We start from the raw sequence: 12,817 nt of genomic DNA, 5'->3' as shown, positions 1-12,817 counted from the left end.
AGAATATATGATTTTAGCAAGAGACATTAAAGGCAATATTTGGGCATATGGCAAAGAGCAGGATGCTGCTGAGCTTGATTTTTTAGAACTTGAATGGTTCGATACCGAAAGACGTATTATCCGCGGATTTACCGTTCAAGGCCGAGAGATCGGATTTAAAAATCTGGGTGAAGACTCTTTGTTCGATGGTGATATCCTATTTGAAACAGAGGAACTCCGTATCGTTGTCCGAATATTGCCCTGTCCTTGTTTGGTTGTACGACCAAAAAATGCATTGGATATGGCAAGAATATGTTTAGAAATAGGCAATAAGCATATCCCTGTTTTTATCAACGCAGCTCATGAAATCATAGCGGCCTACGAAAATCCGCTGTGGGAACAATTACAGCGGGCGGGATTTACACCAACGAAAGAGTCACGGGTAATCGAACGCACGCATACATTGCGCATACATCAGTATGCCGTAGTGCAAAATAAAATCACACTAGCAAAGGGGGTATAATATGAATCCATTGTTGACATTGATGCAGATCAATGATTCCGTTTTTCCGATTGGAGGATTCACACATTCCTATGGATTGGAAACCTATATAACCAAAGGGTTGGTACATGACTCAAAAACAGCCAAGGAATATGCACAGACCCTGTTGGAGCATAGCTTCTATTACAATGATGCTGCTTTTTTTCATAAGACCTGGCAATTGTGCGAAACAAAGGCAACGAAGAAGAGGGTGGCTGAATTAGATGCCTTGATCACAGCCTTTAAAGCACCTTATGAAATTCGGGATGCGAGTAAAAAATTGGGCATACGCTTCCTGAAGCTGACTGAAAAATTGCAGCCAGTTAAGCGGTGTTCAGCTTATTTAAAAGCAATAAATACACAAGAATTGCATGGGCATTACGCTATGGCATTTGCCATGTTTGCTCATGCGCAAGGGATTAGCTATACAGATGCATTGAGTGCTTTTTATTATAATTCACTCAATGGTATTATGACCAACTGCGCGAAATTGGTCCCTATCAGTCAAATGGATGCACAACAGATTCTGTTTAAGTTACAGCCATTAATCAATAAGTTGGTTATCGCGCAACCAGCGTTGGAAGAGGATTTAATCGGTAATTGTTGTATCGCGCAAGATATCCGTTGTATGCAACATGAAAAGTTATATACACGTATCTATATATCGTAAATGCAAGATTACTGCTATACTTAAAATTTATTTTATCAGTCCCCATCTCATCGATGGAAAAAATAAATAAGGATGAAACCGCCGAAGGCAGCATGAACCGAGTGAAACGAGCTCATGAATACCATTGAGAATAAGTACTTATGAATAATGCCTTAAAGAGAAAATTGGCGACATGAATAAACAAATTGATACAGATGAAAAAGACGTCAAAAAGAAATTATGTAAAAATTGGTGTTGCCGGACCTGTTGGATCGGGTAAGACTGCATTGATCGAACGATTGACACGTTCGATGTCCGCAGATTACAGCATCTGTGTTGTTACAAATGATATTTACACACGTGAAGATGCGATGTATCTACAGCAAAATTCGGCACTGCCGGCTGAACGTATCATTGGTGTAGAGACTGGCGGATGCCCACATACCGCAATCCGTGAGGATGCATCGATGAATATTGAAGCCGTAGAAGAATTGGCTAACCGTTTTGAGGATGTAGAGCTTATTTTCGTTGAAAGTGGGGGAGATAACCTGACAGCAACGTTCAGCCCAGATCTAGCGGATTTAACCATCTTTGTCCTTGATGTTGCCGAAGGAGAAAAAATGCCGCGTAAAGGTGGTCCCGGTATCACACGCTCAGATTTGTTATTGATCAATAAAATTGATTTGGCGCCCTATGTACATGCAGATTTGGAGGTTATGCGCCGAGATACATTGCGCATGCGTGGAGAACGTCCTTTTATTTTTACGAATCTGATGACATTAGAAGGGTTGGAAGATGTAAAGAAATGGATCAAGGAATATGCTCTATTAGAACAAGTAGGCTAAAAACAATAGATATGGATAGTAAGATAGTATTAAATGTAGCCAAAGAGGACGGTAGAAGCAGGCTGAAAGAAAGCTACCATAATGCACCTTATAAATTGACCCATTATGGAGCAGCGAATCTAACTGACCATCTGGAAATGATTATCATGAGTGCATCACCTGGTATTATGGATACAGATCATCTTCATATTGATGTCCATGTAAAGGAAGAGGCCCAATTAAAGCTGTTTACGCAGTCTTTTAATAAATTGCACCCGATGAAAACTGGTGCCAGCCAGCATACAGATGTACAGGTTGCTTCGGGCGGTATATTGCATTATATTCCGCATCCCGTCACGCCTTTTAAAGATTCCATATTCAAGGCGACCAATCATATTCATTTGGCAGAAGATGCGGTTTTGATGTGGGGTGATATTATCAGTGTCGGGCGGATCTATATGAAAGAAGCATTTGAATTTGATCGTTTGCATACCCAGACTAAGATTTTCAGATCAGGAAAACTGGCCTTTATTGATAATCAGCTGTTGCAACCCAAAAAGCAGCCCATCCAGAAGATGCTCTTCTTTGAAGGCTACACCCATCAAGCGACCTTTATATTCTCTGCTGTTTTTGCGCAGGAATTAAAGAACGAGCTTGACGAAATATTGACGGTAGAATATAATGACATCTCCTATGGATTTACACGGGCTTCATCAGATGTCATTATTCTACGAGCGCTAGGTTCCGATGGTGAATTGCTCTATGATTTTCTGCAAATGTTGGGGCAATTATGCTGGGACTTTACCATGCATAAGCTGTCGGAGTCAAAAGCAGCTGAAGTCATCGAAAATGAAGGGGCTGAGTCTTCATCAGTTGTGGTAGAAACGGTTTTGGCAGAATCGATTGCGACAGAAATTGTGACAGGGGCAGTTGCCGCTAAAAAGAAAAGAACAGCCAGTCCACTGAAAAAGAGGGTAGTCAAAAGTAAAACGGAGGAAGGACTGAAATATGCGTAAATCGAAAGAACCTACCGAAATCCTCATTGAATCCATTCACAATTTTGAGCAGATCAAATTCAATCGAGAATCGGACATCTTGGATCTTTCCTATTTTGAAGTGAACAAGCGGGTCATCCATCGAAAAACGCGAAAGGGTAATACCGTAAAAATACAACGGGATGACAGCATCTCACTGCAGTCTGGACAATGCATTTATCACAGCGAGGATCTATTTATCCAGGTGAATATCTTGCCTTGCCTATGTGTATTGCTCGACAGTCAGGACCTTTCCGTGGTTGGGGAATTTTGTTTTGATGTAGGCAATCGGCACCTACCTGTGTATCTGAAATCGGATGGGCGCTTTGCGGTATCCTATGACGGGCGGCTATATCAGGCGTTAAAAGAAAAATATAATGGTTCTATTAGTTTAGAGAATGCCATTCTGGAACCGGATGAACAGATTACTTCTATTCGCAACACAAAAAAATAACACTTACTATGAGTACAGAGGATGATTCTTCAAATTTAATCCTGGCCGCCTGTCTTTTTTTGGCTGCTTGAAAATGCTGAAAAATTGTGCATTTTTGTTGCTATGATATTTGGTGCGGAATTGCAGGCGTGGTATCAACAACATAAGCGTGATTTACCATGGCGGGAAACAAAAGATGCCTATAAGATTTGGCTTTCGGAGATTATCTTGCAACAGACTCGTGTAGAGCAAGGTTTACCTTACTATTTGCGGTTTGTCGAGCGGTTTGAAACGGTCGTTGACTTTGCTGATGCCGAGGAGGATGATATTTTACACCTTTGGCAGGGGCTGGGTTATTACTCAAGGGGACGAAACATGCATAAGGCTGCACGGATCGTCCGCGACGAATATAATGGTGTTTTTCCAGTAGATTATAAAACTCTTCTAAGGCTTCCTGGAGTTGGAGAATATACCGCTGCTGCAATATCATCTTTTGCCAATAACGAAGCACAGGCCGTATTGGACGGAAATGTATTCCGTGTGCTGTCGAGATACTATGGAATAGATACGCCAATTAATTCCAGTGAAGGGAAGAAAATTTTTTCGGCGCTTGCCCAAGAAAATTTGGATCAGGATCATCCCGCATTGTATAATCAGGCCATTATGGACTTTGGTGCGATTCATTGTAAGCCAAAACAACCGCTGTGTATCACATGCGTATTTAATACGTCCTGTTACGCTGTCCTTCAAGGCGACGTGGATCGGCTGCCGGTTAAGCTTAAAGGTAAAGCAAGTAAGGAGCGGTATTTTAATTATTTTATCGTTAGGGACGATACACAAATTTTGATGTCAAAGCGTGGGGAAGGAGATGTCTGGCAGAATTTATACGAGTTTCCTTTAATTGAATCCGATCGATCCTTAAATATTCCAGAGATTCTCATAAATGCGCAATTTGTTCAATATTTTGGAGAAAACGCGGAGGTGAAGATCTTGCAGAAGCAGACAAAACATATTCTCAGCCATCAAAATATCTATGCGACATTCTTTGAAGTGCGGTTAAAGGGCAATCTAAATCAAAAAAAATCCAATTGGGATTATGTATTTTTAAAAGATTTAGATAAATTAGCTAAACACAAGTTGATCTTTACCTTTTTGGAAAGATCAAATTTTTAACCATTTATGCTTTTAAATTATGTCAGGAGTTAACAAAGTTATTTTAGTGGGGCACCTTGGAAAAGATCCCGAAATTCGCTATTTAGAAGGTAATGTTTCCGTTGCCAGTTTCCCATTGGCAACTTCAGAAACGTATAACAAGGACGGAAAACGAGTCGAACAAACTGAGTGGCACAATATTGTCATGTGGCGCGGTTTGGCGGATGTGGCGGTAAAATATCTTACTAAAGGCAAATTGGTCTATATAGAAGGTCGATTACGTACACGCACGTACGAAGACAAAGAGGGTATCAGACGTTATGCTACTGAAGTAGTTGCCGAGACATTTACTCTTTTAGGACGAAAATCAGACTTTGAACCAAGTGGAGCTACTAATGCAGGAAATGCTGCAAATCCCCAAGCGCAGAAAGCCGAGGATAAAGAAATCGAAGTTGATTTTACCGAAAACGACCAAGAAGATAATCCGCTTCCATTTTAATTGAACTTAACATAATTTTGAATATTGGGCAGATATTATTTTACAAGAATATAGTTATGGGCAAAGAGCAGATGAATTTCTGCTCTTTTTGTTTTTGGTATATTCTTGCTTTCCTTTGACACGGATGCCAAAATCATTACTATCAACGTAAAGAGTTAACTGAAAACAGCTTTCCGTCTCATTTTTATTGAAATTTTATTAATAGGAGCGCTTTCGACACCGTTTGAGAGATCGCTGAAATTTCTTTTTAGCGGAAATTTTGGCTATGTTTGTCGTAATTATGTTGCAAGATAAAATTACGCAGTATACTGAAGAAATTAAGGCGTTTGTGCCATCTTCTTCAGCCGATGTAGAAAATTTCAGATTGAAGTTTTTGGTTTCCAAGGGAATCGTAAAAAACCTTTTTGATGAATTCAAAACAGTTACTCCTGAAGAAAAGCGGACTTTAGGAAAAGTATTGAATGAATTTAAACAATTGGCAGAGCATACATTCAAAGAATTTCAAGAGAAATTTGGTGCTGGTGAGAAGCAGAAATCCCAACAAATTGAAGGTGATTTAACATTGCCGGGTAATGGGTTTCAATTAGGGTCCAGACATCCAATCTCATTAGTCCGTAAAGAAATCGTTGAGATCTTTAAGAAATTGGGATTTGTCGTTTCGGAAGGACCGGAGATTGAAAACGACTGGCACAATTTCTCCGCGTTGAATTTTCCCCCTGAGCATCCGGCGCGTGATATGCAAGATACATTTTTTATCAAAAAGCAAGAAGGTAACGATATTACGCTGCGGACACATACATCTTCTGTTCAGGTTCGGCTTATGGAAGCTGGCAAACCACCTTTCCGGTCGATCATGCCTGGGCGCGTGTACCGGAATGAAGCAATCTCTGCACGTGCACATTGTTTCTTTCACCAGGTGGAGGGGTTATATGTTGATGAAAATGTGTCATTTGCTGATTTAAAGCAGACCTTATATCACTTTGTTCAAGAAATGTATGGCGAGGGTACTAAGGTACGTTTCCGTCCTTCTTATTTCCCATTTACAGAACCTTCTGCAGAGATGGATATTTCTTGTACGATCTGTAAAGGCGCTGGCTGTAATCTTTGTAAATATTCGGGTTGGGTAGAGATTTTGGGTTGTGGTATGGTGGATCCGAATGTGCTTGAAAATTGTGGCATTGATAGTGAAAAATATTCGGGTTTTGCTTTCGGTATGGGTATCGAACGGATCACAAACCTTAAATATGTGATTAAGGATTTGCGCCTGTTTTCCGAAAATGATACGCGTTTCTTGTCTCAATTTGAGACTGAATTAATATAAATCTATGCGAATAAAGGCTGTAAAAACCATCACATTATTGTCATTCGCCATGCAAAATTTATCTTGCCTGAAGATTGTCGGTAATGTGATGTGTGGTAGTCTTATCTGAAGAATAATGGAACCAGATCATATCATTGAATCCATAAAAAGAACAGCACGGGAACTCTTTCGTCAAAATGGTTATCATAAAACCAGTGTAAACACATTAGCTAAAAAAGCCAAGCTTGCCAAAGCAACTGTTTATAAATATTTTGATAGTAAAGAGATGATCTTGCACGCCATCTTGATGGATTATCTTCGGGCAAGTTTGCAAGATATTTTAACAACGGCAAAATATGAGGATGATATGGCTTCTTTTTTGGCGTTCACCATTCTTCGTGTCAGCCGATTGACTTATACAGCTTGCAATGAGTTGATTGGCTGGGAGTTTATTCGTGAGTCTGCAAATGCGCAGGAGTATCTAAAAACTCTTTCTGAAGATCTTGAGTTTTTGCTCTTGAGTACATTTATTCAGAATGAAAAAATTAATGAGGCGATCAGTGAGGAAAAACTGACATTTTTGATCAAATCAAGTAAGAGCATAGTGTTTTCCTTTGCTTTTACTGCAGTTTCGGATGCTGACGTTCGTAAAAACTTTATTTCTTTTCAAAAAGAGATTCTTCCGTATCTCGTGCAAGCAACGATGTTATAGATAACTATACATTTTATTTGTTATTACCTGCCGATTTTTAAATAAACTTTTATTTTTTTGGTGTTTACTTATGGTCTCTTCCTTAATTAAGGAGAGTGTGCAGCAGCATAATACATAGTGCCCTAGTAGTAGTTCTATATACCTGAATAATTTTAGATTTTTCTAAGACAATCTAGCCCAGTGAGAAATGATTATAAAAAATTGTATTTTTGCGAACTATGAGTAGAAGAATTCCGCAAGAAAAGAAGTTCTTGAAAGATATCGCAATCATTGATATTGCCGAAGAAGGTAGAGGTGTAGGGAAGACCGATGATTTGGTTTTGTTTGTAGAAAAAGCTGTCCCTGGTGATGTTGTAGATGTAGAGTTAATGCGCAAGAAGAAGAATTTTGCTGAAGCTCGGGTGACGAGTTTAAAAGAAGCTTCTACATATCGCGTAGATCCTTTTTGTGCGCATTTTGGCGTCTGCGGAGGCTGTAAATGGCAACATATGAGCTATGAGGCTCAGTTAAAATTCAAACAACAATCTGTTGATAACGCCTTATCGCGTATTGGGAAAGTAGATACATCTTCGATGGAAGATATTTTGGGGTCAGTACAAACGGAATATTATAGAAACAAACTAGAGTATACCTTTTCGAATAAGAAATGGTTAACCTCTGTTGATGAGGATGCATCGCAATTGGAGATGAATGCATTGGGTTTCCATGTGCCGGGACGTTTTGATAAAATTTTGGACGTAGACCATTGTTTTCTTCAGGAAGACCCTTCCAACGAAGTTCGGAATACCATACGGGATTTTGCGCTAAGCAAGGGAATGACTTTTTATGATCTGCGCGAACATACCGGAGTATTACGCAATCTGATCATCCGTATTTCGTCTACTGGTGAAATGATGGTGATTGTGGTGTTTGCTTATCCGGAGGAAGGCCAGGTGGAATTATTGATGAATTTCATCAATGAAAAGTTTCCCCAAATTGCTTCGCTCCTGTATATCGTGAATCAAAAGCGTAATGATACCATCTTTGATCAGGATATTCACGTGTATGCAGGTCGTGATTTTATTTATGAGGAGATGGAAGGTCTTCGATACAAGGTTGGACCAAAATCATTTTATCAGACCAATTCAGCACAGGCATATGAACTTTATAAGATTACACGTGATTTTGCGGGTCTAAAAGGAAACGAGCTGGTGTACGATTTATATACGGGTGCGGGTACAATTGCAAATTTTGTTGCTAAGAAAGCAAAAGAAGTAATTGGGGTGGAGTATGTACCTACTGCCATTGAAGACGCGAAGGTCAATTCAGCGATTAATGATATTCACAATACAAAATTCTACGCTGGGGATATGAAAGATGTGTTGACACCCTCATTTATTGCGGAACATGGTAAACCAGATGTGGTGATTACTGATCCTCCAAGGGCAGGTATGCATGCAGATGTTGTGGCTCGTTTATTGGAGATGGAGTCTCCAAGAATTGTTTACGTCAGTTGTAATGCTTCGACGCAGGCGAGAGATTTAGTCCTATTGGCAGAAAAGTATGATGTGAAGCGTATTAAGCCGGTGGATATGTTCCCGCATACGCAACACGTTGAAAATGTTGTTCTATTAGAACTAAAAAAATCATAATATTATGGAAGTAGAGGATTTATTTTCGGGCAGTGCAAGAGAGGAATCAGCGCAATCTACTGGACCGAGCCCATTGAAAAGTTTGCAGATTGATCTTGATTTTTATAGTGAGTCGATCCGTGAAGTTGCGATGCAGATCATTGAGGAAGGTTATTCTTCCTATCCGATTTTTGTGGCACATCAACATGAGGTTTCCGTGGGAGAAGTGATTTTGGACCGTGTAGAGCTGGACACCAATTGGACAATCAATGCATCCACCGTGGAAGAGTTTATAGAAATGGATATCATTCAGGAGGATCGTAAAGCTACTTTTATTCAAAATTATAAATCCGCTAAGGAATATATGTGTTTGTTTGTCGTTGTTGCTGAAGGGGCCAATTTTGTTTTTTATCCTTATAAGTAGACAAGGAATATTTAAACTTTTTTAACAATACAATTGTCAAACTATTACTATTTTTAGCGAAATGGGCTTGGAGGCGTGATGGATTCAAAGGAGCTGATTTATTTTATCGCCCTCAAAAACGCTAATGGCAATACTAGATGTCCAATAAATTGGCGTGACAATAAGAATATATTCCAATGAAGAGAATACACATACATATAGCAGGGCTATTAGGCATATTGATGTTGCTTTTGACAGCATTCGGAGCAAAGGCGCAACATATACAGAAAGTGTCAGGTATGGTGATGCAGAAGGGGACTGCCAATAGAATTGGAGATGTTGTGGTACTGAATTTACGTACGAGTAGATCGGCGTTGACAAATTCTTTTGGTGTCTTTACGATCGATGCTTCTGTAGGAGATTCTCTTTCGTTCACTAAGGTGGGTTTTTCACCTGTAAAGACTGTTTTGACAAACCTGAACGAGTTTTACATTGAGATGCAGGAAGGCATTAAGCTCGAAACAGTGATCGTAGAGCGGAAGTCGAAAGAGGCTGAACTGAATGAGGCGATGGGAAATTATTCCAAGAAAGGAGTTTATAACGGCGGGAAAAATAAATTTGGAACCTATTTGGGGAGTCCTGCTACTGCACTTTATAATCTATTTGGACGGGAAGCAAAAAATGCGAAACGTTTTGGACGTTTTATGGATCGGGAGAAGGAGGAATTGCAGGTAGATCGTATTTTCTCACGCGCGGCGGTCCAGAAGTTAACAAAATTAGATAGTGCAGATCTAGATGCCTTTATGGTACGTTATCGCCCCTCATTTGATTTAGCTGAACATTGGGGTCAATATGATTTAATGCACTATGTGCAACAGTCGTTGGAGGATTTCGAGGCAAAGGGGCGCCCAAAAGGTTCATTGTTGCCAGATATTGAGGTGAAGACCCAAGAGAAATAAAAACAATTTCCTTTCCTTGCTGTTACTTCTTGTGAACAGTGACTATCGGTATTATTTGTAGTAGATCGTCCTCATTTCTACCGGGCGTAATGCTTTTTTTTGAGTATCGTAACAAAAAAGTTGAAAAAGAATGCTTTTGGCACTTTGTTTGATTTTAACATGAACAGTATTTAGTTTGAATTTTAAAAGTCTTAGATAGATATGAAAATGAATAGAAAATTAGCTGTATTTGGTTTGACTGTTGCGACCTCAGCTATGTTATTTGGAAGTTGTTCTACAATCCAAAATACAAATAATACGACCAAAGGCGGCGTAATCGGTGGTGTTGCCGGCGGTGCCTTGGGTGCTTTAATTGGAGGTAAAGCTGGTAATACAGCTATTGGTACATTAGCAGGCGCGGCAATTGGTGGCGCAGCGGGTGTATTGATTGGTAAGAAAATGGATAAACAAGCTGCAGAGATCTCTAAAACCGTAGAAGGTGCCGAAGTAACACAATCTGCAGAAGGTATTGTTGTGAAATTTGATTCAGGTATTTTATTCGATTTCAATAAATCTGATTTGAAAGCCACTGCAAAAGATAATATTGCCAACTTGGTGACAACCTTAAACAAGGAACAAGGAACTGAAATTTTGGTCATTGGACACACGGATAACGTAGGTACTTTAGCTGCGAATGACAAAGTTTCGTTGGACCGTGCTAATTCGGTACGCGCATTTGCTGTATCTAAAGGCTTAGCTTCTTCACGCATTAAGACTGAAGGAAGAAACTTCTCTGAACCAATTGCAAGTAATGATACTGAAGCTGGACGTGCACAAAACCGTCGTGTGGAGATCGTTATTGTTGCTGGTGATCAAATGAAGAAAGAAGCAAAACAACAAGCTGGTCAATAAGGAAGCTGAACAGTTTGTTCCTTTGGGATGCGATACTGTTAACGCTTGGTAGAAAGTTTTGTTGAATTTCAAAATAATATAGGCACGGAAACTCATCCGTGCCTTTTTAATATCCGTGATAAGGGAATGCGAATGATTGCTAAGCATCTAGCAGCAGCCATAAATCAACAATGACAAGCGGACCAAATAAGCTGGGAATTCCTTGGGACTTTTAAAAGACGAAATGTTTAAGCAACATAAATCTTATTGCGAACACACATAAACGAATAGGTTAATTGCTTATAAAATTTGACAAAGTATAAACCATATTTCTGGCTGACAAACTGTCATTATATGGATTTTAATTTCTAACTTTGTAGTCTTTGAAAATTGAGCTATGCTAGATTTAACACATACAACTAAGGAACACGACGAATCTCGTCAGGGTGAGGCATTGTTATTGGAACAGGATCCAAAGATCAGTAATGGACGCAAATTGTATATTGAAAGTTATGGTTGCCAAATGAACTTCTCGGATAGCGAGATCGTTGCTTCGATTTTGTTGGATAAAGGTTTTGAGACGACAAAGAATTATCAGGAAGCGGATGTTGTCTTTATTAATACTTGTTCAATTCGTGAAAATGCAGAGCAGCGTGTTCGCAATCGACTGAAAGAATTTGAGGCAGCGAAGTCCAAAAATCCTGGAATGATCGTTGGGGTGCTAGGCTGTATGGCTGAGCGTTTAAAGTCCAAATTTCTTGAGGAAGAAAAATTAGTTGATGTTGTGGTAGGTCCCGATGCGTATCGTGATCTTCCTAATTTAATTGATAAGGTAGATGACGGTGCAAAAGCAGTGAATGTATTGCTGTCACGTGAGGAAACTTATGCAGACATTAACCCGGTGCGATTAAATTCAAATGGCGTAACGGCTTTTATTTCGATCATGCGTGGTTGTGACAATATGTGTTCGTTCTGTGTGGTTCCATTTACCCGGGGACGTGAACGTAGCCGCGATCCACATTCTATTGTCAAAGAAGCGCAAGATCTATTCAATGCGGGCTACAAGGAAGTAACATTGCTAGGGCAAAATGTGGATTCCTACAAGCATACAGTAACGGTTGCAGAAGGTGAAGCTCCTGCTGAGACGGTAACTTTTGCTAAATTGTTGGCTATGGTGGCGGAAGTCAGCCCGCTTTTACGGGTTCGTTTCTCCACATCACACCCAAAAGATATTACGGATGAGGTCTTACATACGATCGCGTCATATGAAAATATTTGCAATTATATCCATCTCCCAGTGCAATCTGGTAACTCTAGGGTATTAGAGCTCATGAATCGTACTTATGATCGGGAGTGGTATATGGAGCGTGTAGACGCTATCCGTAAAATTATTCCGGATTGTGCAATTTCTACTGATGTTATCACAGGATTCTGTACAGAAACCGAAGCAGAACATCAGGAAACATTATCGATGATGGATTACGTGAAATATGATTTTGCTTATATGTTTGCTTATTCTGAAAGACCGGGCACATTGGCCGCAAAGCGCTATGAAGATGATATCCCAGAGGATGTTAAAAAACGCCGTTTGACGGAAGTAATCAATAAACAGCGTGACCATAGCTTATATCGTTACCAGCATTTTGTTGGAAAGGTATGTAAGGTACTTATAGAAGGTTTTTCAAAAAGATCTGAATTTGATTTTTGCGGTCGTAATGATCAAAATGCCTTGGTTGTATTTCCGATAGACCCTCGTTATAAACAGGGAGATTACGTCAATGTACGTGTCGAATCATGTACCTCAGCAACCTTGTTAGGTAAAATTGTCGATTAAGAAAACTTAATATAAATT

The 12,817-nt window shown here is 39.7% G+C and carries 14 protein-coding genes; all 14 read left to right on the top strand.

The window, feature by feature from the left end; all coding sequences use genetic code 11:
- Positions 1-7: 7 nt before the first annotated feature.
- The 14 genes from HPC41_RS02230 to miaB all read left to right on the top strand — a co-directional run bounded on the left by HPC41_RS02230 (position 8) and on the right by miaB (position 12,799).
- Entirely contained in the window at positions 8-502 is a 495-nt protein-coding gene (locus HPC41_RS02230; RefSeq protein ID WP_172392359.1) for an urease accessory protein UreE, read from the top strand.
- A 1-nt stretch (position 503) separates the two neighbouring features.
- Positions 504-1,190 carry an urease accessory protein UreF gene (locus HPC41_RS02225; protein WP_172392358.1) on the top strand — a complete coding sequence of 229 codons (687 nt, stop codon included), beginning with the start codon at positions 504-506 and terminating at the stop codon, positions 1,188-1,190.
- A 194-nt stretch (positions 1,191-1,384) separates the two neighbouring features.
- Positions 1,385-2,014 (top strand): urease accessory protein UreG, encoded by a 630-nt coding sequence (ureG, locus tag HPC41_RS02220; protein ID WP_120261827.1) that lies wholly within the window; start codon positions 1,385-1,387, stop codon positions 2,012-2,014.
- 11 nt (positions 2,015-2,025) lie between these two features.
- Entirely contained in the window at positions 2,026-3,009 is a 984-nt protein-coding gene (locus HPC41_RS02215; RefSeq protein ID WP_172392357.1) for an urease accessory protein UreD, read from the top strand.
- A complete protein-coding gene (locus HPC41_RS02210) occupies positions 3,002-3,481 on the top strand; it encodes an urease accessory protein UreE (protein ID WP_172392356.1) in 480 nt (159 codons plus the stop codon). The genes HPC41_RS02215 and HPC41_RS02210 overlap by 8 nt, the downstream gene beginning before the upstream one ends.
- Before the next feature lie 102 nt (positions 3,482-3,583).
- Complete coding sequence (gene mutY, locus HPC41_RS02205) at positions 3,584-4,633, top strand: A/G-specific adenine glycosylase (RefSeq protein ID WP_172392355.1); 1,050 nt, start codon at positions 3,584-3,586, stop codon at positions 4,631-4,633.
- A gap of 19 nt (positions 4,634-4,652) precedes the next feature.
- Positions 4,653-5,111 carry a single-stranded DNA-binding protein gene (locus HPC41_RS02200; RefSeq protein WP_172392354.1) on the top strand — a complete coding sequence of 153 codons (459 nt, stop codon included), beginning with the start codon at positions 4,653-4,655 and terminating at the stop codon, positions 5,109-5,111.
- A 280-nt stretch (positions 5,112-5,391) separates the two neighbouring features.
- A complete protein-coding gene (gene pheS, locus HPC41_RS02195; RefSeq protein WP_172392353.1) occupies positions 5,392-6,432 on the top strand; it encodes a phenylalanine--tRNA ligase subunit alpha in 1,041 nt (346 codons plus the stop codon).
- Positions 6,433-6,547: 115 nt separating this feature from the next.
- A complete protein-coding gene (locus HPC41_RS02190) occupies positions 6,548-7,123 on the top strand; it encodes a TetR/AcrR family transcriptional regulator (RefSeq protein WP_172392352.1) in 576 nt (191 codons plus the stop codon).
- 218 nt (positions 7,124-7,341) lie between these two features.
- Positions 7,342-8,754 (top strand): 23S rRNA (uracil(1939)-C(5))-methyltransferase RlmD, encoded by a 1,413-nt coding sequence (gene rlmD, locus HPC41_RS02185; RefSeq protein ID WP_172392351.1) that lies wholly within the window; start codon positions 7,342-7,344, stop codon positions 8,752-8,754.
- Between the two features lie 4 nt (positions 8,755-8,758).
- The gene (locus tag HPC41_RS02180; protein WP_172392350.1) at positions 8,759-9,157 is read left to right on the top strand and encodes a hypothetical protein; all 399 of its coding nucleotides are present in this window, start codon (positions 8,759-8,761) and stop codon (positions 9,155-9,157) included.
- 176 nt (positions 9,158-9,333) lie between these two features.
- The gene (locus HPC41_RS02175) at positions 9,334-10,095 is read left to right on the top strand and encodes a hypothetical protein (protein WP_172392349.1); all 762 of its coding nucleotides are present in this window, start codon (positions 9,334-9,336) and stop codon (positions 10,093-10,095) included.
- A gap of 201 nt (positions 10,096-10,296) precedes the next feature.
- Complete coding sequence (locus HPC41_RS02170; protein ID WP_172392348.1) at positions 10,297-10,986, top strand: YiaD family glycine zipper/OmpA-like lipoprotein; 690 nt, start codon at positions 10,297-10,299, stop codon at positions 10,984-10,986.
- Between the two features lie 376 nt (positions 10,987-11,362).
- Positions 11,363-12,799: a tRNA (N6-isopentenyl adenosine(37)-C2)-methylthiotransferase MiaB gene (gene miaB, locus HPC41_RS02165; RefSeq protein ID WP_172392347.1), complete on the top strand. Its 1,437-nt coding sequence runs from the start codon at positions 11,363-11,365 to the stop codon at positions 12,797-12,799.
- Positions 12,800-12,817 lie beyond the last annotated feature (18 nt).

Source organism: Sphingobacterium prati (genome assembly GCF_013167215.1).
GTDB lineage: Bacteria > Bacteroidota > Bacteroidia > Sphingobacteriales > Sphingobacteriaceae > Sphingobacterium > Sphingobacterium prati.
The sequence above is the reverse complement of the archived record's forward strand: the minus strand, read 5'-3'. Positions and strand labels throughout refer to the sequence as shown.